Consider the following 19715-nt stretch of genomic DNA (forward strand, 5'->3'; position numbering starts at 1 on the left):
CTCCCGGCCGGGGGCGGCGGGGAGCTGTCGGGCGGTGCGGATCGGCCGGGAGCCGGGCGGGTCCTGGCTCAGTGGTCGTCCCAGTGGCCGTTGTGCGCGGCGTGCCGGTGGCCGTCGTGGAGGTAGTCGACGTGGTCACCGTGCAGGACGCTGTCGTGCCCGCAGCCGTCGCCGTGCCGGTGGTCGTGGTCCTCGTGCGAGACGTGCGCGTCCTGCTCGCACTCGTCCCAGTGGCCCTCGTGCTCGCGATGGAAGTGGCCGTCGTGCGCGTACTCGACGCGATCCCCGTGCCGCACCGGCGTGTGCCCGCAGCCGGGACCGTGCGCGTGCTTGTGGGAGGCGTGTTCCAGGTGGGGGGCGGTCATCTGCTCACCTTCGGGGTGCGGGGTGGTGACGACCGACAGGCTGCCACGCGAACGGCGCATATCGGGGCATCGGGCGCGCATCCGGCTTGCGTGGCGTGCGCGCACCCCGGAGGGTCGGTGGCATGAAGGGCATCAGCTACAGCCGGTACGGCGGACCCGGCGTTCTCGAGTACGGCGAGGTGCGCGACCCGAAGGTCGGCCCCGACGCGGTACTGGTCGAGGTACGGGCCGCCGCCGTCAACCCCGTCGACTGGAAGGCCCGCGAGGGTCATCTCGACGGGATGCTGGAGGCGGTCTTCCCGGTCGTCCCCGGCTGGGACGTCTCCGGCGTGGTGGTCCGGCCCGGCGTGTCCGTGACCGAGTTCGCCGCCGGGGACGAGGTCATCGGCTACGTACGCGAGGACTTCCTCTCCCGCGGGACCTTCGCCGAGTACGTCGCCGCACCCGTGCGCACCCTGGCCCGCAAGCCCCGCAACCTGTCCTGGGAGGCGGCGGCCGGGCTGCCGCTGGCCGGGCTCACCGCCTACCAGGTGCTGTACAAGGCACTGCGCGTCGGGCGCGGCGACACCGTCCTCGTGCACGCGGCCGCCGGCGGCGTCGGTTCGATCGCCGTCCAGCTCGCCCGGCACCTCGGCGCCCGGGTGCTCGGCACGGCGAGCGAGCGCAACCACGACTACGTCCGCTCGCTCGGCGGTGAGCCCGTGGCCTACGGCGAGGGACTGGCCGAGCGGCTGCGGGGGCTGGCCCCCGAGGGCCTGGACGCCGTCTTCGACACGGTCGGCGGCACGGCCCTGAAGGCTTCGGCGAACCTGCTGGCCCCGGAGGGACGGCTGGCGTCCATCGCCGACGGCGACGTCGTCGGCTACGGCGGCCGGTACTGCTGGGTGCGCCCGGACGCCGAGGACCTGCTGCGGCTGACCGAGCTGACGGAGCAGGGCGTGGTGTCCGTGCACGTGGACGCGGTCTTCCCGCTGGAGCAGGCGGCGCAGGCGCACCGGCTCAGCCAGGAGGGCCGCACCCGGGGAAAGATCGTGGTGACCGTGGAACCACAGGCCCCGGAAGAAGAGGACACACCTTAGAGGACGAGCGCCGCTCCGCACAGGGCCAGGGCCACCGTGCACAGGACCGCCGCCGTGGCGTGCCGGCGCGCGAGCACGGGCGGGCCCGCGGAGGCCGCGAGGGCGCGGATGCGGTGGTGGGCGACGAGCAGGAAGCCCAGCCAGAGGGCGCAGCTCAGGGCGCAGACGACGGCACCGGTCACGGAGACACCGCCGCGCAGCGCGCTCTTGACGGAGAGGACGGCGGCCACGGTGCTCGCCAGGGTGGTACGGCGCCAGGCGAGGCGGGTGCGCTCCGGCTGGAGTCCGGGGTCGCGTTCCTCGGCCGCCGGGGCGTTCATCCCTCCCACCCGACGGTCACGACGACGACCATCGCGATCGCCACGACGGCGACGAGGAGACCGAGCACCGCCGGGAACCGCGACACCGGCAGGTCCTCGCCGCGCCGCATCGCTCGCTCGCAGCGCATCCAGTGGTTGACCGCGCGCAGGGAGCACAGCACGCCCGCGGCGAGCAGTGCCAGGGCCAGTCCCACGCGCCAGGCCCAGCGCAGGTCGGGCAGGAACTGGTCCACCGCGAAGCCGCCGCCGATGAGGGCGAGGGCGGTGCGCAGCCAGGCCAGGAACGTGCGCTCATTGGCCAGGGAGAAGCGGTAGTCGGGCGTACTGCCCTCCCGGCGGATCTCCTCGGGAGCGAACCACAGGCGGACGTTCCGTGCGAATTCGATCACGCCGAGGACTCTATCGGCCAGCCCTCAGGAAGCCGCCCCGTGCTCCCTCAGCCGCTCGTACGCCGCCAGGCCGTCCGGTACCCACTCCCACTCCGGGAGCCGGCGCTCCACCTCCGCCTCGGGCAGGAAGTCGTGCCAGGCCACCTCCTCGGCCTGCGGCCGGACCGGCAGGTCGCAGCGGACCTCGTACACGGCCGACCACCAGCTCCGGCCGGCGCCGTCGTCGTAGAGGAACTTGAACAGGAAGCGCGGGGCCGGCAGGCCGCTCACGCCCAGTTCCTCCTCCGCCTCGCGCAGCGCCGCCTCGTCGTAGGACTCGCCCGCGCCGACCACGCCGCCGACGAACATGTCGTAGAGGGAGGGGAAGACCAGTTTCGTCGGGGTGCGGCGGTGGACGAAGAGGCGGCCCTCGGCGTCGCGGGCCTGGATGAAGACGCAGCGGTGGCGCAGGCCCTTGGCGTAGGCCTCACCGCGCGGGGAGCGGCCGATGACCTGGTCGTTCTCGTCGACGATGTCGAGGATCTCGTCTGCGGGGGTCGTCGTCATACCGCCATCCAAGCAGGGCGGCGTCAGTTCGGCTGCAGGTCCCGCATCCGCTCCGGCTTGCCCGCGCCCGTCGGCATGCAGGGGTGCATGCCGAGCAGCACGATGCCGACGACGATCCCCGCCAGGCCCGCAGCCTCCCAGGCCAGCGCCCCGGTGTCGGTGCGCAGCCGGTCGCCGAGGAAGCCCACGCCGCAGACGATCCCGGCCAGCGGCTGGGCGGCGGTGAGGGCGGGCAGGGACATGCGCAGCGGCGCCGTCTCGAAGGCGCTCTGCACCAGCACCAGGCCCGTGACGCCGAGCGCGGCCACGCCGTACGGCTGCCAGGTGGTGAACAGCTCGGTCAGGCCGCCCTCGGCGAAGCGCTGCCCGCTGACCCGGGTGAGGGCGTCCTGGACGCCGTAGAGGAGACCGGCGGCGAGGGCGAGCAGGACCGGGCCGGAGCTGAGGCGGGAGCGCTTGGCGTACGTGGTCAGCAGGAGGGCGAGGCCCACCATGACGCCGATGATCAGCCAGTGGCGGAAGGGGTCGCCGACCGCGGTGCCGCCGCGCGGCTGGCCGGCGACGATGAACGCCGTGACGCCGCCCGCGAGCAGCGCGAGGCCCGTCCAGCCCTGGCGGCCCAGCGGCTGCCTGGTCTGCCTGCGGGAGAGGGCCAGGGCGAACAGCAGGTTGGTGGCCAGCAGGGGCTCGACCAGGGAGACCTCGCCCTGGCTGAGGGCGATCGCGCCCAGGACCATGCCGACCACCATCAGGCCGATGCCGCCCAGCCAGCGCGGCACGCGCATCAGGTCGAGGAGCAGCCGGGGCGAGAGGAAGTCGCCCAGGGGTGCGTGCGAGGCCGCGTTCTGCTGGAGCACGAACCCGAAGCCAAGGCAGCAGGCAGCGCTCACGGCGAGAAGCAGAACCAGAAACGACACGCTGCGTACCTCGAGTCAGACGGGCCGGGTCACGGAGTGCGTAGTGGGGACTGTAGCGTCCCAGGGCCCGGCATGCCCCTGGGAGTACCCGGAATCGGGCAGTCGGCTCGGTCACCTCTCCGTGTCGATCAAGGGAGTTGCGGATCCGGCCGTTCCGCCCATGGTGAGGGGCCGGGGCGACACGCGCCATGGCGTACGCCACACCATTTCGACGGTCCGGTGACGCCGACCATGATCGTCCAGTTCTCAACTACCCCAAACGTAACAGAAGTTGACGCGTGTAACGGGGGCCCGGGCCTTGACTCAAGCCTTGGCTGCGAGTTTGCTGTGTGTGATCAGTTGACGCCAGTCCGAAACCCCGAGTCCTGACGCAGAGCCGCGTCGCGTGAGGAAGTCCCGCGGTGCCCCCACCTCCGCCATCCTTCGGCCGGATCCGCAAGCGCGCGGCACACGCGCTGGACGCGGCCCTCGACGACACCGAACTCGCCGCCGCCCGGGCGGCCTTGGCGCAGGGGAGGTGGCAGGCCGCGCGATCACTCCTCGTTCACACGGGTGACGACTGGGACCGACGTGGACACCGGGCCGTCGTCCTCGGGCAGGAGCGTCACAGCGCGGCCTGGGCACGTGACTGGCTGGTCGCCGAGCCCGCGTCCCCCGAGGCTGCCCTGCTGCTCGCCCTCGCCCTGGTGGAACGCGCCCTGCGCGGCGCGGAACGGCCCGACCTCGCCCGCGAGGCCTGCCGGGAGGCCGCCGGACGCGCCCCCGCCGATCCGACCCCGTGGCTGGGGCTGCTGTTGCTGGAGTGCTCCCTGGGCGCGGAGCAGGAGTCGTTACGGCTCTTCGGCGAGGTCCGCTCCCGGTACGCCGACCACCACCACGCCCACCACCTGATGGTCGCCCGGCTCGCCGAGCGGGGCGTCAGTACCGGCCGGGACCCGCTGCACGAGGTATACGACTTCGCCGACTGGGCGGCCGAGCGGGCCCCCGCCGACTCCCCGCTCGCCGTCCTCCCCGTCGTCGCGCACGCCGAGCGCTACCGCGTGCTGGCCGCGGCCGGGCACGAGCCCCCCGATCCGGTCGCCTCGGGCCACTGGAGCGGGCGCCGGGCCCGGCAGGTGATGAAGGCCGCCTTCGACTGGTGGCTGGAGTGGGAGCAGGAGGGGCACCCGCGCCGCCTGGTCGACCTCAACTTCCTCGCTCACGCCAAGGTCTGCGAGGGCCGGAGCGCCGAGGCCGCCGCCCTCTTCCACCGGATCGGCGAGCACGCCACGCCGGCCCCCTGGTCCTACCCGCACCACGACCCGTACCCCGCCTTCCGTGCCGCGCGGGCCGCCGCGCTCGGCACGGTGTGACACTCCTGACGCCAACCACAAGGACGGTCCTGCGATGACCACGGGCAGTTCCAGCGCGAGCCGTACCACCGCCGACGGCATCAGTACCTATCTGGGGCAGGAGCGCGCCCTGCGCGCCGACCGCCTCGGCACGGGGGGCCTGCTGCTCTCCGTGCTCGCCGCGACCGCACCCCTCATGGTGGTCGCTGGTGTCATGCCCACCACATTCGCGGTGATGGGCATCGTCGGCCAGCCCCTGCTGTTCGTCGTCCTCGGCGTGGTACTGGTCCTCTTCGGCATCGGCTACGCCGAGATGAGCCGGCACGTCCACAACGCGGGCGCGTTCTACGCGTACATCTCCCGCGGCCTCGGCAGCACGGCCGGCGCGGGCGCCGCCCTGGTGGCCCTGGTCGCCTACAACGCCATGCAGGTCGGCATCTACGGCATCTTCGGCTTCGAGGTCTCCGGGCTGTTCTCCACCTACGCCCATGTGGAGGTCGCCTGGTGGATACCCGCGCTGGTGGCCCTCGCGGTGGTCGGCGCGCTGGGCTGGCTGAAGGTCGACATCAACGCGCGCGTGCTGGGCGTCCTGCTGGTCGTCGAGGTGATCCTGGTGATGATCTTCGACGTCGCCGCGATCGGCGACCCGGCCCGGGAGGGCCTGTCGCTGCACGCCTTCAACCCGGACACGCTCAGCGGCGCGGGAGTGGGCACCGCCCTGTGCTTCTGCATCGCGGCCTTCGTCGGCTTCGAGCAGGCGCCGGTGTACGCGGAGGAGACCAGCAGGCCGCACGTCCTGGTGCCGCGGGTGATGTTCCTCGCGGTGGCCGGCGTGGCCGTGTTCTTCGCCGTCAGCTGCTGGGCGCTCACCGTCGCCGCCGGTCCGTCCCAGGTCGTCGGGGTGGCCCGGAAGGAGAGCGCGGGCATGCTGTTCTCGCTGACCGAGTCCCGGCTCGGCGGAGCCTTCACCGACGTCCTGCACGTGCTCTTCGTGACCGGCATGTTCGCCGCCATGCTCAGCTTCCACAACGTCGTCGCCCGCTACACCTTCGCCATGGGCCGTGAGGGACTGCTGCCGCGGACCTTCGGCCGGACCACCGGCGCGAGCGGCGCCCCCGGCACCGGCTCCCTGCTGCAGACGGCGGTGGCGGCGGTGATCGTGACCGTCTTCGCCGTCGCCGACGACGGTCCGGCCGGCGATCCCACCGAACCCGTCCTGCACCTGTTCACCTGGTTCGGCAACATCGGCGCGCTCGGCGTGATCCTGCTGATGGCGGCCGCCTCCGTCTCGGTCATCGTCTTCTTCGCCCGGCGCGGTGCCGTCGGCGCCCAGGCCTGGCGGCTCGTCACCTCCGCGCTGGCCGCCGTCGCCCTGCTGGTGATCGCCGGCTACACGGTCAAGGACTTCGACGTCCTGGTCGGCGCCGGCCCCGACTCGGCCCTGAGCTGGGTGCTGCCCGGCATCATCGTCCTCGCCCTGGTCGCCGGCCTGGTCCAGGGCCTGCTCCTGCGCTCCCGCTCGCCCGAGGCACACGCCCGCATCGGGCTCGGCAACGAGGCCTTCCGGCTGGAGGAGGCGGCACAGGACGCGTCGTAGGAGCGGCGCCCCGAGGGAACGCCGTTTCTGAGAACGCCGTAAGAAGTCATTACGGAACCCTGACGGGCATCCGCGATCCCTGGCCCGCCCGGTGTCGCGGGTGTTCGAATGGAGGCGTGAACTCCGAACCACCCGAGGAACCGGGCGAGCCGCGGCCGCCCGCGGAACACGGCACTCCGATCGGCCGCCGCGTCCTGCTGGGCACCATCGGCCTGGGCGCGCTCGGCGTGGTCGCCGCCCCCGTCCTGCAGCGCGGTCTGGAGGGCTTCCTCGGCGCGGCGGCCGAGAAGGACCCCACCGGCCTGACCGGCCTGCTGCCCAACGGCGGCGGCTTCCGCTACTACTCGGTCACCTCCTCCGTCCCGCACAAGGACGCCACGGACTACCGCCTCACCGTCGACGGCCTCGTCGACCGCCCCGCGACCTACACGCTCGACGAGCTGCGCGCCCTGCCGCAGACCCGGCTGGTCAAGGACGTCCAGTGCGTCACCGGCTGGCGGGTCCCCGACACCCCCTTCGAAGGGGTGCGCCTGTCGCGGCTGCTGGACGCCGCCGGTGTGCGGGCCAAGGCCGGGGCGGTGCGCTTCACCTGCTTCGACGGCGCCTACTCCGAGAGCCTCACCCTGGAGCAGGCCCGCCGCTCCGACGTCCTGGTCGCGCTGCGCATGCAGGACAAGGACATAGGCCACGCCCACGGCGGCCCGGTCCGCCTGTACGTGGCGCCGATGTACTTCTACAAGTCCGCGAAGTGGCTCTCCGGCATCACCGTCACCGAGGACGTCAAGCCCGGCTACTGGGAGAGACTCGGCTACGACGTCGACGCCTGGGTCGGAAAGTCGAACGGGCGGGACGATGACCCTACGAGCTGAGGCCCACACCCCGCAGGTGACCGAGGTACGGCGCTTCGGCCCCGTCCAGCGCTGGGTGCACCGCACCACGGCCGCCCTGATGGGCGTGTGCGTGGTGACGGCCGCCTTCCTCTACGTCCCCCAGCTCGCCGAACTCGTGGGCCGCCGCGAGCTGGTGGTCCGCGTGCACGAGTTCGCCGGGCTCGCCCTGCCGGTGCCCGTGCTCGTGGGCCTCGCCTCCCGCGCTTTCCGCGCCGACCTGGGGCATCTCAACCGCTTCGGACCGCACGACAGGACCTGGCTGCACGGGGCCCTGGCCCGGGACAAGCGGCGCTCGGCGCGTCCCGCGGCGAAGTTCAACGCCGGGCAGAAGATCTACGCGGCCTGGATCTCCGGCGCGTCGGTGGTGATGCTCGGCACCGGGCTGATCATGTGGTTCACCCACCTCACACCGATCATGTGGCGCACCAGCGCGACCTTCGTCCACGACTGGCTGGCCCTGACCATCGGCATCGTCCTCGCCGGGCACATCGGCATGGCGCTCGGCGACCCCGAGGCGCGGCACGGGCTACGGACGGGGAAGGTGAGCCGCGAGTGGGCCGAGCGGGAGCACCCCCTGTGGCGTCCCTGACGGCGGATCCGCCGACGGGACGACAGTGGGCGCCACGACCGTGAAAGCGTCCGGCAGCCGCGCCTCGGCGGAGCCGTACCGCACGACCACGTCGACCGTCCTCGGGTAGCCGTCCAGGGCCGGTACCACGGCGGTCAGCACCAGCCGGTCGCCGTTCCGGGACCTGATCACCGGCGGTCCGTCGAGCCGCTCGCCGCCGATGAACACCTCGCCGTAGCGGGTCAGTTCGGCCGGGTCGAAGTAGGTGCCGCGCAGTTCGATCCCGACCGTGTCAGCGGGCCGGGCCTGCCCGGTGTCCACTCCGGCGACGCGGTAGGCGCACGCGGGCGTGCCGCCCGGGGCGGTCCGCAACAGCACGGTGGCGTGCGGGTGTCGCCGGTGGAAGTCCAGCAGTGCGCCGAGTACCGCGTAGGCGGCCCGGTCCTTGCAGGTGTCGGCCCGGCCGGCCAGGGCGGTGTGGTCCGCGGCCGCCGTGTCCCAGCTGCCGCCGTGCCCCTGCACGGCCAGACAGGCCTCGGCGAGACCGCGCAGCAGCCGCCGGTCCGGGCCGGCCGGTGTCCGGGGGATCAGGGCGAGGGCAGTGCGGCACTGGGCGGGGTCGCGGAGCCGGTCGTACAGGCTCGACGTGTCGGGGACGGAGTCGGCGTCGGGCGAGACGGGGCCGGGCGGGAGCCAGGCGGGGCTCGACAGCGGCCTGTCCACGGGCGACGGCGTGGGGGAGGCGGACGGGTGCGGGGCCGTGCCGCGGTGGGTGCGAGGCGGCGCGGAGTGGTTCACGACGTCGCCGGCCTCACCGGCCGGCGACTGGCGGGGAGTGGGGGAGACGGACGGGGCGGGAGTGGGCGGGCGCCCGGACGGTTCCGCGGTCACGACCGGGCCACCGCCGCCTCGGCCGTCCGGCCCGCCGCTCCCGTCACCGCCGAAGGCCGCGACGGCCACCGCCACCGCTCCGGCCACCAGCAGCCCCGAGATGCGCATCCCGAGGGAAACCGCCATGACGCCCCCCGACACGGTCGACCCCGGAGCCCCCGCCCCGGGACCTCCTCATGATGCGGGCGGCCACGCCGTCGGGGAACCCGTCTCCCGCTGATCGTCAGGAGCCGTTCACGGCGCCCCGAAGTCCAGCAGCACCTTGCAGGAACGGCTCCGGTCGGCCGCCAGCGCGAAGGCAGCCTCCGCCTCCCGCACCGGAACCACCGCGCTGACCAGTCCGTCGAACACGGGTCCGGCCGACAGCAGCCGCAGCGCCTCGTCGAACTCCGCGTCGAAGCGGAAGGCCCCCCTGAGATCGATCTCCCGGCTCACGACGAGGTTCCCCGCGAAGGGACTCGGTCCCGGCGGCAGCATCCCGAGCTGCACCACGACCCCGCCGCGCCGCACCAGACGCAGACAGGTCTCCAGACCGGCGGCCACCCCGGAGGCCTCCACGGCCACGTCCGCCTCGGCCGGCCACCCGGAATCGTCCGGGTCGTCCGCCCGTACGACGGTGTCGGCGCCGGCGGCACGGGCGTACTCCAGGGCCGCCGGAAGGAGATCGGTGACGGTGACCCGGGCGGCCCCCTCCGCCCTGGCAGCGGCGACGACCAGGCATCCGATCGGGCCGGCGCCGGTGACCAGGACGTGCCGTCCGGTCACGTCCCCGGCCCTGTGCACGGCGTGCAGGGCGACGGACAACGGCTCGGCGAGCGCCGCCCGGCGCAGCTCCAGACCCGCCGGGAGCGGCCTCAACTGTTCCGCCGGGACGACCACTTGGGCCGCGAACCCACCCTGCACGTGCGGGAAACGGGCCGCACTGCCGAGATAACGGGTGTCACGGCAGATGTTGCGGCGCCCCCGCACGCACTCCGGGCAGGCGCCGCACGGGGTGGCCGGGTGCACGGCGACGGCCGTGCCCGGGGCGGGACTCGCCGGGGACGCGGTGCCGTGGGCGAGGACCGTCCCGACCACCTCGTGCCCGAGCAGCATCGGCGCGCGCAGGCGGAAGTCGCCCACTCCGCCGTGCTTCCAGTAGTGCAGGTCGGAGCCGCAGACGCCGCCGTAGCGGACGGCGACCAGAGTCTGCCCGGGGCCGGGCTGCGGTACCGGCAGCTCCTCCACGCGCAGGTCGCCGCGACCGTGGATCACGCAACCGAGCATCTCCGCGGCCCCCTTCACAGCACGCTCGTCATGCCGCCGTCGACGTACAGCACCTGCCCGCCGACGAAGTCGGCCGCGGGCGAGGCCAGGAACAGCACCCCACCGACCAGGTCCTCGGTGGTGCCCCAGCGGCCGGCCGGCGTGCGGCGGCGCACCCAGGCGCTGAACTCCTCGTCCTCGACGAGGGGTTGGGTCAGCTCGGTCTCGATGTAGCCGGGGCCGAGGCCGTTGACCTGGACGCCGTACGGCCCCCAGTCTGCGCACATGCCCTTGGTGAGCATCTTCAGCGCGCCCTTGGTGGCCGCGTAGGGCGCGATGCCCGGGCGGACCACCTCGCTCTGCAGCGAGCAGATGTTGACGATCTTGCCGTGGCCGCGGGCGGTCATGTACCGGGCCGCCTCACGGCCGACCAGGAAGGCGCTGGTGAGGTTGGTGTCCAGGATGCGGTGCCAGTCGGAGTCGGTGAACTCCAGGAGCGGGGCGCGCAGTTGCATGCCCGCGTTGTTGACGAGGATGTCGAGCGGGCCGACCCGCTGTTCGACATCGGCGATGCCCGCCTTGACCGAGGGTCCGTCGGTGACGTCGAAGACGGCCGTGTGGACCTCGCCGGGCAGCAGCGCGGCCGCGTCGGTGAGCCGGCCGGCGTTCCGTCCGTTGAGGACCACCGTGCAGCCGGCCTCCGCCAGGCCCCGGGCCAGTGCCAGGCCGATGCCCCGGCTGGAGCCGGTCACCAGGGCGGCGCGGCCGCGGATGTCGAACAGGGGGTGACTCATCCGCGTACTCCTAGATGACCAGCGACAGCAGCAGGACCAGACCGCCCGCGACCACCGAGATGATCGTCTCCATCACCGACCAGGTCTTGATGGTCTGGCCGACGTTCAGGCCGAAGTACTCCTTGACCAGCCAGAACCCGGCGTCGTTGACATGGCTGAAGAAGAGCGAGCCGGCGCCGATGGCCAGGACCAGCAGGGCCGTGTGGGTGGTCGACATGTCGGCCGCGAGCGGGGCCACCAGGCCGGCCGCCGAGACCGTCGCCACCGTCGCCGAACCGGTCGCGAGACGGATGGCCACGGCGATCAGCCAGGCCAGCAGCAGCGCCGGGATCGACCAGTCCTTGGAGATGTCCAGGATCATCTGGCCCACGCCGGTGTCGATCAGCGTCTGCTTGAAGCCGCCGCCCGCGCCGACGATCAGCAGGATGCCCGCGATGGGCGCGAGGCCCTTCTCCACCAGCGGCGTCAGCCGCTCCTTGCCGAACCCGGCGGGCCGCAGCAGCGTGAAGATGCCGAGCAGCACGGCGGCGAGCAGGGCGATCAGCGGGGAGCCGATGACGTCGAAGACGCGCTGGGTGAGGTTCGCGGGGTCGTCGATCACGATGTCGACCAGCGCCTTGGAGAGCATCAGGACGACCGGCAGCAGGATCGTGACCAGCGTGGCGCCGAAGCCCGGACGGGTCTCCAACTCCTCCGACGCGCGCTGCGGAAGCATCCGGTCGGGGGCCTGGACGTCCACCCAGCGGGCGGCGACCTTCGAGAACAGCGGTCCGGCGATGATCACCGTCGGGATCGCGATCAGGACGCCGAGGGCGAGGGTGACGCCGAGGTTGGCCTTGACCGCGTCGATCGCGACCAGCGGGCCGGGGTGCGGCGGCACCAGGCCGTGCATCACGGACAGACCGGCCAGGGCGGGTATGCCGATGCGCATCAGGGAGTAGTTGCCGCGCTTGGCGACCATCAGCACGACCGGGATCAGCAGCACGACGCCGACCTCGAAGAACAGCGGCAGGCCGATCACCGAGGCGATCAGCACCATCGCCCACGGCATCGCCCGGCCGCCCGCCTTGGCGAGGATCGTGTCGACGATCTCGTCGGCGCCGCCGGAGTCGGCGAGCATCTTGCCGAGGATCGCGCCGAGCGCGATCAGCACGCCGACGCCGGCGACCGTGGTCCCCAGGCCGGTGGTGAAGCTGATGATCACCTTGTCGAGTGGCGCGCCGGCGATCGCGCCGAGCGCCAGCGAGCCGAGGGTCAGCGCCAGGAAGGCGTGCAGTTTGAACTTGGTGATGAGAAGAACGATGACGGCGATGCCCGCCAAAACGGCGATGCCCAGCTGAGCGTGGCCGGCCGAGGTGATCGGCTCGGGTGCGTCCGCTGCCAGCATCTCGACGCTGAGTCTGGTCACGGGGGAGTTCCCTTGCAGGTACGGGGACGGGGAGGGGGCGCGGGGGGTTACGGGAGGTCGGCGAGTGCCTTCACGGCCCGTTCGGTGATCTGTTCGGGGCTGCCGGCGACGTCCACGGTGACGCCCGCCTCGTCCCGCTCCAGTGGCTGGAGCGTGGCGAACTGGGAGTCGAGCAGCGCGGTCGGCATGAAGTGCCCCTGACGGTGGGACATCCGGTCCTCGATGAGGGCGCGGTCGCCCGCCAGATGGACGAAGACGACGGCGGGAGCGGCCGCGCGGAGCCGGTCGCGGTACGACCGTTTCAGCGCCGAGCAGCTGACCACTCCACCGAGCCCCGCCCGCCCGTGCGCCCAGGCGCCGATGGCGTCGAGCCACGGCCAACGGTCGTCGTCGCCGAGCGGGACGCCGGCCGACATCTTGGTGATGTTGGCCCGCGGGTGGAAGTCGTCGCCCTCGGCGTACGGGACGCCGAGCCGGGCCGCGAGCAGGGGACCGATGGTGGTCTTCCCGGTGCCCGCGACGCCCATCACCACGACGACATGGGGGGTGCTCATCGCTGCCTCACTGTCTTCTTCGGCTGGTGTCGACGTAATGGAACCGATTAGGTACGACGAATTCAAGAGCCTGTGACAAATAAGTCTGACTTTTTGAGCGTGTGATCCGGCACGTACTCTGAGTGCATGAGCACACCGGGCCGGGGGCTGCACGGCCATGTACTGGACACCCTCGGCCCCGCGATCACCGCGGGGGAGTATCCGCCGGGCAGCGTTCTGCGCACCGACGAACTGGCCCAGCGTTTCGACGTCTCACGCTCCGTGATGCGCGAGGCGGTCCGGGTGCTGGAATCCATGCACCTCGTGGAGTCCCGCCGCCGCGTCGGCGTGACCGTGCGCCAGAAGTCCGAGTGGAACGTCTACGACCCCCAGGTCATCCGCTGGCGGCTGGCCGGCGCCGACCGCCCCGGGCAGCTGCGCTCCCTGACCGTGCTGCGCTCGGCGATCGAACCGGTCGCGGCGGGCCTCGCGGCCCGGCACGCCACCGCCGAGCAGTGCGCCGAGCTGACCGAGTGCGCGCTCGGCATGGTCGCCAACTCCCGCGGCCACCGGCTTCAGGGATACCTCGTCCACGACATGGCCTTCCACCGGATCATCCTCACGGCCTCGGGCAACGAGATGTTCGCGCGCCTCGGCGACGTCGTGGCCGAGGTCCTCGCGGGCCGCACCCATCACGAGGTGATGTTCGAGGACCCCGATCCGGCGGCCGTGACCCTGCACGTCCAGGTCGCCGAGGCGGTACGGGAGGGCGACGCGGCCCGCGCCGAAGCACTGACCCGCGAGATCACGGTGGGGGCCCTGCAGGAACTGGACATCCTCGCGCCCTAGGCGTGTGTCCTAGTCGAGGAACTCCCCGTCCACGTACACCCACGCCCCGTCCACCCGCTCGAACCGGCTGCGCTCGTGCAGCGAACCGCCCTTGAAGGACGCCCGGAACGTCACCGTGCCGGTGGAATGGAAAGCCGATCCGTCGGCCGTGCCCAGGATCTCCAGGCCCGACCAGCGCATGCCGGGATCGAGGTCGAGCGCCGCGGGGCGGGTGCGCGGGTGCCAGGTCCGCAGCAGGTAGGCCTCGTCGCGCTTCACGAACGCGCTGTAGCGCGAACGCATCAGGGTCTCGGCGGTGGAGGCAGCGGCCTCACCCCGGTGGAAGCGGCCGCAGCAGTCGGCGTAGGGCTCGGGCAGGCCGCAGGGGCAGACGCCTTGAGTCTTCTTCGAGGCGACGGGGCGGGGGGATCGGGCGGCACGTCTGGACATGCCCCCCATTGTGCCGCTGTGGGTACACAAGGTCGTTCACAGCCGTAAGCTCCGATCGGACGAACCGCACGACGAGGGAGAACGCCGCGTGTCCGGCGGAGACTTGATTGCAGCCTTCTGCCGATCGCTGAAGGCGAAGGTCGACAGCAGCGGCGTCAGTCGGGCGGAGCTGTGCCGACGGGCGGCCAAGGCGCCGGCCACGGTGTCCACCTTGCTGAGCGGGCAGCGCAGGCGGCCACCCGACTGGGATCTGGTGAAGGCCGTTGTCGTCGCCTGCGGTGAGTCCGAAGCCTACTGGAGACCGCGTCTGGAAGAGCTGGTACGCGACTGGGAGCTTGAACGGCAGAGTGAACTCGCCGACGATGATCCCAAGTCCCCTCCGGAGCAGCCCGGTTGTTCCGTCTGCCAGGACGCCTATGAGGAGGACCGCTTCCAGACGTACGACGACGACTGGCAGCTCGAGGACGACTGGGAGCCCAGTCTGCTCAACGGAGCGGCACGCGTACTCGGCGGCGCGAACGACTCCGTGCGGCACGAGGTGCAGACCTTGGTGGAGGGCGCACTGCGGAAACCCGAGGATCTCGCCCCGTTCCGCGACCAGTTCAGAGACATCGCGAGCCAGTTGCTGTCCGGACTCGGGTCCCGGGTGCGCCGCGCCTGCCACCGCCACCGGGTACGGCTGCTGCACGCCGCCCACACGCTCCTGGTGATCGAGGGCGGAATCACGGGCCCCATCCTGGATCTGGCGTTCGCGACGGCCGGAGCGGGGAACTGGCAGGTCGATCTCGGTCCGCTCTTCGAGGAGAACGTCGGCGACCGGGCCATCACTTCCGCACCCCTCCCTGTCGCTAACGTCCCCTACGTCGACCATCACGGACGCGTGGTCGATCACTACGCACGGGTCGCGGAGCAAGTGACGGGAACGGTTCCGCCGCCGGAGGTGGCCACGCAGACCGCAGCCGTCTACGAAGCCCGGCTCGCCGAGCTGGCCGCAGAGTGCCCCGAACTGTTCGTCTGGGCCGGCATGCAGGACGGACCCGAGGCGGCCGGAGCGCTGCGTGCCTGCCCCGAGGGGCCCGCGCGCGAACGACTTGAGGCGCTGTACCGCGAACTGCACACGCAGAAGACGGGACTCGGCGGTCTGGAGACGCTGCTGCGGGCACTGGCCCGCGACACCACACCCGGCGCCTGGCCCGCCCGCCTGTCGAGCATCTACCGCAACGAGCTGGGCCGACCGATCTCCCCGATCGGAGAGGCGAGCGAGAGTGGTCAGGGCCCCCGCATCCCGCGACTCGCCAAGGGGTACGTCAACCCCGCCTTCCGGACCGCCGTCCACGGCGCGGGCAGCAGGCCGCACATCGACGCCTGGTGGAACACGCGCCCGCTGCGCCAGGAGATCCAGGGGTTCCTGGCCGGTCACCTCACCGGCCTCCCGCTCGTCGACCGCCCGTTGGTCATCCTCGGCGATCCGGGCTCGGGCAAATCCCTGCTCACCCGACTGCTGGCCGCGCGTCTTCCGCCGACCGACTACCTGCCGATCCGCATCGAGCTGCGGAGCGTCCCGGCCGACGCCGAGATCATCGACCAGATCAACGAGGCACTGCGGCAGGCCACGCAGCGGGTGCTCACCTGGGACAGCGTCACCGAGTCACTCGACGGCGTGCTCCCTGTCCTCATCTTCGACGGCTTGGACGAACTCCTTCAGGCAGGCGGCCCCAGCCACTGGGGTTACCTGCAGGAGATCGCCGATTTCCAGGAGAGATCCGCCGACAACGGACTGCCGGTGGCGGCCATCGTCACCAGCCGCACCGTCGTCGCCGACCAGACCCGGTTCCGCGACGGCACCGTCGTGATCAGGCTGGAGCCCTTCGACACCCCCCGCATCGAACGCTGGGTGGACACCTGGAACCGGGCCAACGGCCACATGCACCGGCCGCTCCGCCGCGACCTGAGGGTACTTCATCCCGACCTGGCCCCTCAGCCGCTCCTCCTGCTCATGCTGGCGCTCTATCACACGGTGGAGAAGGGTCCCGTCCTCGACGACGCACAGCCGATGAGCCGCGTCGCCCTGTACGAGAGGCTGATGGAACTGTTCGTCCGCCGCCAGATCAGGAAACTGGAACCCAAGCTGCCGCCCGGGGAGCTGGCGGAGAGAGTCGAGGACGAACTCGACCTCCTCTCGGTCATCGCCTGCGCCATGTTCAACCGGGGACGCCAGGGAGTCAGCGCCGAGGAGGCCGATCACGACCTGGGCTTCCTGCGGGCTCTCGACCGACGGGCGAGCAACCCCGAAGCACGCCTGATCTTCGGCCGGTTCTTCTTCATCCACGAGGCCAAGGCCATCTATGAGGACGGATCCGACCAGCGCTGGTACGAGTTCCTCCACGCGACCTTCGGCGAGTACCTGGTCGCGCGCAAGCTGGCCCGCACGCTGTCCCACTGCCCGGACCGGGGAGCGCAGGACGGACTGCTGTTCGCCCTGCTGTCCTTCGCGCCCTTGACCGACCGGGCACAGATCATCGACAACCTGGGCGAGCTGCTCCCCGCCACGAAACCGGCCGAACTGCTGTTCCGGCGCGCTCTTCACGCGCTCCCCGAAGGCAGCGACACGGGATACACCGCGAGTCCGGAGATCACCGCCACCTACCGGCACGCCTGCTACAGCGCGAACCTCATGCTGGTGGCCCTGGCCCCCGGCGGCATCGTCCACTTCTCCCGTCTGACCGCGGACGGCGATCCGGCGGAATCCTGGCGAGCCCACGCGACTCTCTGGAAGTCGCAGTTCACGGCGGACTCCTGGGACGCTTTCACCCGGGCGGTGGGCACCGCGCCGGTGGCTCTGAAGGACATCGCCCTACGGCTGGGGCAGCACGACGCCGGACCCACCGCGAGGAACATGACATGGTTGCTGCACAGTGAACTCGACGCGCTGATCAGCGATGTCTCACCGTCCGACACCCTGCGTCGTTCGCGGGCGCTGCACGACCGCGACACCGAACTTCTTCTGGAACCGGCCCTCCCGGTGTTCGAGGAACTCGGCGGACTTCCGGGCCTGTTCGTGCGCGACCACCTCGGGCGGCACGTCTCAGGAGCACACGCCTTGATCGCCCTTCTGCTCTGTCCGCGAGAACCCCATGAGGAGCTGATGCACCGTTATGAGACCTGCCTGAAGATCTTCGACCTGCGGAGCACCCAGGCCGACATGGCACGCCTCGTCGACCTGATCAGCAGCCGCCTCGCCGGAGAGAGCGAGACACTGCCCATCGACTTCGTGTTCTCGACGGTACGCACCTTGAACCAGGCGCGCACGCGAGTGGGCGGGTCGGCGAAAGGGTCGAGGATCCCCCTGCTCGCCTGTGTCTGCCGTCTGCTGTCCCGAGCCGACCGCGAGGGCCTGCCACAGCTTCTCGCCGAGCTTCTGGGCCTGGATCCCCAGCACCATCCGGTGCCTCGGGTCGGCAGGACGGAACTCATGCTCAACGCGATCTTCCAGCAACTCCAGACCGCCGTACCGGGCGAGGCCCGCGACCGGTCACTGCTGTGGCTTCTGGAACTGGCCGTGGCACTGGACCTGCGCTCCTGGTGCGACCGGTACGGCGGTTGGGTGCTGCGCGAGCTCGATTCTGTCGGCGGTGATCTGCTGGGGCCCGCGGAGGTCGAGTATCTGCGGGCGTCGTTGTCCGCGCGCGATCACCAGCAGCAGCTCTGGGCGCGGAGCCAGGAGCGGCATCCTTGAGGACACCGCGCCCGGCCCGCCCGGGCCGTCAGCCCTCGTTGTCCTCGTCCGCGATGAGCCGGTCCAGCTTCTCCGCGAACCACAGGGTCACGGCCCCGGTGATCACCGGCCCCACGCCCACATGACCACCCAGGGCCTCGGCGGCGCTGCCCGTCACGCTGCCGGCCGCCAGGGCGGCGCCCATGACGACCGCGCTCCGCAATGTGATCAACTTCTTCATGGCGTCCTCCCGGACTTACGGATCGCCGGAGTGCTTCCCACCCGGCCGGGACAACCCTGGGCAACCGGGAACCGCCATGGCGGAACGCCGAACACATCCGAAGCCGAGCAGGAAAAGAGCTGCTCAGAGAGGCATCGGCGAGACATACGCCGAAGCTCGCCGAACGGCTGCGGGCCGCCCTACGCCGACTCGGCGTTGGTCGGCGGGTGCGACGGGCGTGCCGGGATCTGGGTGGGCAGCGCGGGAAGTGGCGTGCGGTACAGCCAGGCGTCGAACACGTCGTCCAGCGGTTCGTCCGCATACCGGTTGGCGTGGGCCGTGAACGTCGCGGTCGTGACCGCCCCGCCCCGGTGCAGGCCCGCCCAGCCTCGCAGCATGCGGAAGAACGCCTCGTCGCCCAGCGCACAGCGCACGGCGTGCACGGCGAGGCCGCCGCGCTGGTAGAGCCGGTCGTCGAACATCGTCTTGCGACCCGGGTCGGCCAGCTTCAGGTCCTGCGCCTGCGAGGACAGCAACCGGTGCGCGGCGGCGGCCAGTTGCTGAGCGGACCGCCCGCCCGAGCGCTCCGACCACAGCCACTCGGCGTACTTGGCGAACCCCTCGTTGAGCCAGATGTGCCGCCAGTCCGCGATGGACACGCTGTTGCCGAACCACTGGTGCGCCAGCTCGTGCGCGACCAGCCGCTCCGAACCCCGGGCCCCGTCCACGTGGTTGGCGCCGAACAGCGACAACCCCTGTGCCTCCACGGGCACATCGAGCTCCTCGTCGGTCACCACGACCGCGTACTCCTCGAACGGGTAGGGCCCGAACAGCTCCTGGAACAGGTCCATCATCTGCGGCTGGCGCGCGAAGTCCCGCGAGAACTCCGGCAGCAGGTGCGCCGGGATGTGCCCGTGCTGCGGCACCCCGCCCGGTCCCGGGTCGCCCAGCAGCACCGTCTGGTACTTGCCGATCGCGAGGCCCACGAGATAGCTCGAGGTCGGCGCGGCCTGCTCGTACACCCAGGTGGTGGTGGACGCCCTGGTCGTACGGGTCAGCAGCCGCCCGCCCGCGACCACCGCGTACGCCGACGGCGTGGTGACCGAGATCTGGTACGAGGCCTTGTCGGCCGGCCGGTCGTTGCACGGATACCAGGACGGCGCCCCGATCGGCTGGCTCGCCACCAGCGCCCCGTCCTCCAGCTCCTCCCAGCCCAGCCCACCCCAGGGACTGTTCACCGGCCTGGGGTTGCCCGACCAGTGCACCTCGACCGTGAACGCGGCGCCGGGCCGGACCGGCTTAGAGGGACGGATGCGCAGCCGGCCGCCGCGGTGGGTGTAGTGCGGCTGCCGGCCGTCCACCCGCACCCGGCCGATCTTGAAGTCGGACAGGTTCAGGAAGAACTCGGCGAGCGGCGACCGTCCCGCTATGGCGTTGATCCGGACGGCGCCCGCCAGCCGGTTCGGCCCCGGACGGTAGTCCAGCGTGATCTCGTACCGGTGCACGCGGTAACGGGGGTCACCGTGTTCCGGAAAGTACGGGTCGGCCGCCGCCGACTGCTGAACCGCCACTGCCGCTTCCGCTCCCTGCGCCGCGCTGCCACTGCCCGCCGGTACACCGCCCACCGAA

Annotated in this window: 20 protein-coding genes; 7 read left to right on the forward strand and 13 right to left on the reverse strand. The window is 71.7% G+C overall.

The features are described from left to right. Positions 1-68: 68 nt before the first annotated feature. On the reverse strand, positions 69-365 hold the full coding sequence (locus tag ACQF4J_RS35820) for a hypothetical protein (RefSeq protein WP_351577216.1): 297 nt from the start codon (positions 363-365) through the stop codon (positions 69-71). A 122-nt stretch (positions 366-487) separates the two neighbouring features. Between ACQF4J_RS35820 and ACQF4J_RS35825 the strand changes: the two genes are divergently transcribed. Continuing rightward, complete coding sequence (locus ACQF4J_RS35825) at positions 488-1444, forward strand: NADP-dependent oxidoreductase (RefSeq protein ID WP_351803481.1); 957 nt, start codon at positions 488-490, stop codon at positions 1442-1444. On the opposite strand, the gene ACQF4J_RS35830 is transcribed toward ACQF4J_RS35825, so the two are convergent. From ACQF4J_RS35830 to ACQF4J_RS35845, 4 genes are read right to left on the reverse strand one after another with little or no spacing between them, the layout of a single operon-like run. Beyond that, a complete protein-coding gene (locus ACQF4J_RS35830; protein ID WP_351577210.1) occupies positions 1441-1764 on the reverse strand; it encodes a DUF202 domain-containing protein in 324 nt (107 codons plus the stop codon). The genes ACQF4J_RS35825 and ACQF4J_RS35830 overlap by 4 nt on opposite strands. Continuing rightward, positions 1761-2153, reverse strand: a complete 393-nt coding sequence (locus ACQF4J_RS35835; protein WP_351577207.1) for a YidH family protein — start codon at positions 2151-2153, stop codon at positions 1761-1763. Before ACQF4J_RS35835 ends, ACQF4J_RS35830 begins: the two co-directional genes overlap by 4 nt. A 24-nt stretch (positions 2154-2177) precedes the next feature. Next, positions 2178-2699 (reverse strand): NUDIX hydrolase, encoded by a 522-nt coding sequence (locus ACQF4J_RS35840; RefSeq protein WP_351803479.1) that lies wholly within the window; start codon positions 2697-2699, stop codon positions 2178-2180. A gap of 23 nt (positions 2700-2722) precedes the next feature. After that, on the reverse strand, positions 2723-3616 hold the full coding sequence (locus ACQF4J_RS35845; protein WP_427167660.1) for a DMT family transporter: 894 nt from the start codon (positions 3614-3616) through the stop codon (positions 2723-2725). Positions 3617-4017: 401 nt separating this feature from the next. Between ACQF4J_RS35845 and ACQF4J_RS35850 the strand changes: the two genes are divergently transcribed. The 4 genes from ACQF4J_RS35850 to ACQF4J_RS35865 all read left to right on the forward strand — a co-directional run bounded on the left by ACQF4J_RS35850 (position 4018) and on the right by ACQF4J_RS35865 (position 8023). After that, the gene (locus tag ACQF4J_RS35850; protein WP_351577199.1) at positions 4018-4968 is read left to right on the forward strand and encodes a hypothetical protein; all 951 of its coding nucleotides are present in this window, start codon (positions 4018-4020) and stop codon (positions 4966-4968) included. Positions 4969-5002: 34 nt separating this feature from the next. Next, entirely contained in the window at positions 5003-6544 is a 1542-nt protein-coding gene (locus ACQF4J_RS35855; RefSeq protein ID WP_351577196.1) for an APC family permease, read from the forward strand. Positions 6545-6660: 116 nt separating this feature from the next. Then, positions 6661-7413, forward strand: a complete 753-nt coding sequence (locus ACQF4J_RS35860; protein WP_351577193.1) for a molybdopterin-dependent oxidoreductase — start codon at positions 6661-6663, stop codon at positions 7411-7413. Continuing rightward, positions 7397-8023 (forward strand): cytochrome b/b6 domain-containing protein, encoded by a 627-nt coding sequence (locus ACQF4J_RS35865; protein ID WP_351577190.1) that lies wholly within the window; start codon positions 7397-7399, stop codon positions 8021-8023. The genes ACQF4J_RS35860 and ACQF4J_RS35865 overlap by 17 nt, the downstream gene beginning before the upstream one ends. On the opposite strand, the gene ACQF4J_RS35870 is transcribed toward ACQF4J_RS35865, so the two are convergent. The 5 genes from ACQF4J_RS35870 to ACQF4J_RS35890 all read right to left on the reverse strand — a co-directional run bounded on the left by ACQF4J_RS35870 (position 7961) and on the right by ACQF4J_RS35890 (position 12894). After that, positions 7961-9019 (reverse strand): hypothetical protein, encoded by a 1059-nt coding sequence (locus ACQF4J_RS35870; protein WP_427167661.1) that lies wholly within the window; start codon positions 9017-9019, stop codon positions 7961-7963. The two genes, ACQF4J_RS35865 and ACQF4J_RS35870, sit on opposite strands and share 63 nt — an antisense overlap. A gap of 108 nt (positions 9020-9127) precedes the next feature. Next, positions 9128-10159 carry an L-idonate 5-dehydrogenase gene (locus ACQF4J_RS35875; protein WP_427167663.1) on the reverse strand — a complete coding sequence of 344 codons (1032 nt, stop codon included), beginning with the start codon at positions 10157-10159 and terminating at the stop codon, positions 9128-9130. 14 nt (positions 10160-10173) lie between these two features. Next, complete coding sequence (locus tag ACQF4J_RS35880) at positions 10174-10932, reverse strand: SDR family oxidoreductase (RefSeq protein ID WP_427167665.1); 759 nt, start codon at positions 10930-10932, stop codon at positions 10174-10176. A 10-nt stretch (positions 10933-10942) separates the two neighbouring features. Next, complete coding sequence (locus ACQF4J_RS35885; RefSeq protein ID WP_351577179.1) at positions 10943-12340, reverse strand: gluconate:H+ symporter; 1398 nt, start codon at positions 12338-12340, stop codon at positions 10943-10945. A gap of 47 nt (positions 12341-12387) precedes the next feature. Then, positions 12388-12894 (reverse strand): gluconokinase, encoded by a 507-nt coding sequence (locus ACQF4J_RS35890; protein ID WP_351577177.1) that lies wholly within the window; start codon positions 12892-12894, stop codon positions 12388-12390. A gap of 126 nt (positions 12895-13020) precedes the next feature. Between ACQF4J_RS35890 and ACQF4J_RS35895 the strand changes: the two genes are divergently transcribed. Then, entirely contained in the window at positions 13021-13722 is a 702-nt protein-coding gene (locus ACQF4J_RS35895; protein ID WP_427167668.1) for a FadR/GntR family transcriptional regulator, read from the forward strand. A gap of 9 nt (positions 13723-13731) precedes the next feature. Here the strand turns inward: ACQF4J_RS35895 and ACQF4J_RS35900 are convergent, their stop codons facing one another. Next, on the reverse strand, positions 13732-14151 hold the full coding sequence (locus ACQF4J_RS35900) for a YchJ family protein (protein ID WP_427167670.1): 420 nt from the start codon (positions 14149-14151) through the stop codon (positions 13732-13734). An 88-nt stretch (positions 14152-14239) separates the two neighbouring features. Here ACQF4J_RS35900 and ACQF4J_RS35905 point away from each other — a divergent pair, with 88 nt between their 5' ends. Continuing rightward, a complete protein-coding gene (locus tag ACQF4J_RS35905) occupies positions 14240-17887 on the forward strand; it encodes an NACHT domain-containing protein (protein ID WP_427167672.1) in 3648 nt (1215 codons plus the stop codon). A gap of 28 nt (positions 17888-17915) precedes the next feature. On the opposite strand, the gene ACQF4J_RS35910 is transcribed toward ACQF4J_RS35905, so the two are convergent. Then, a complete protein-coding gene (locus tag ACQF4J_RS35910; protein WP_351577161.1) occupies positions 17916-18107 on the reverse strand; it encodes a hypothetical protein in 192 nt (63 codons plus the stop codon). Between the two features lie 179 nt (positions 18108-18286). Next, on the reverse strand, positions 18287-19657 hold the full coding sequence (locus ACQF4J_RS35915; protein ID WP_351803472.1) for a M1 family metallopeptidase: 1371 nt from the start codon (positions 19655-19657) through the stop codon (positions 18287-18289). Between the last annotated feature and the right edge of the window lie 58 nt (positions 19658-19715).

Source organism: Streptomyces sp. C1-1 (assembly GCF_050214755.1).
Taxonomy (GTDB): domain Bacteria; phylum Actinomycetota; class Actinomycetes; order Streptomycetales; family Streptomycetaceae; genus Streptomyces.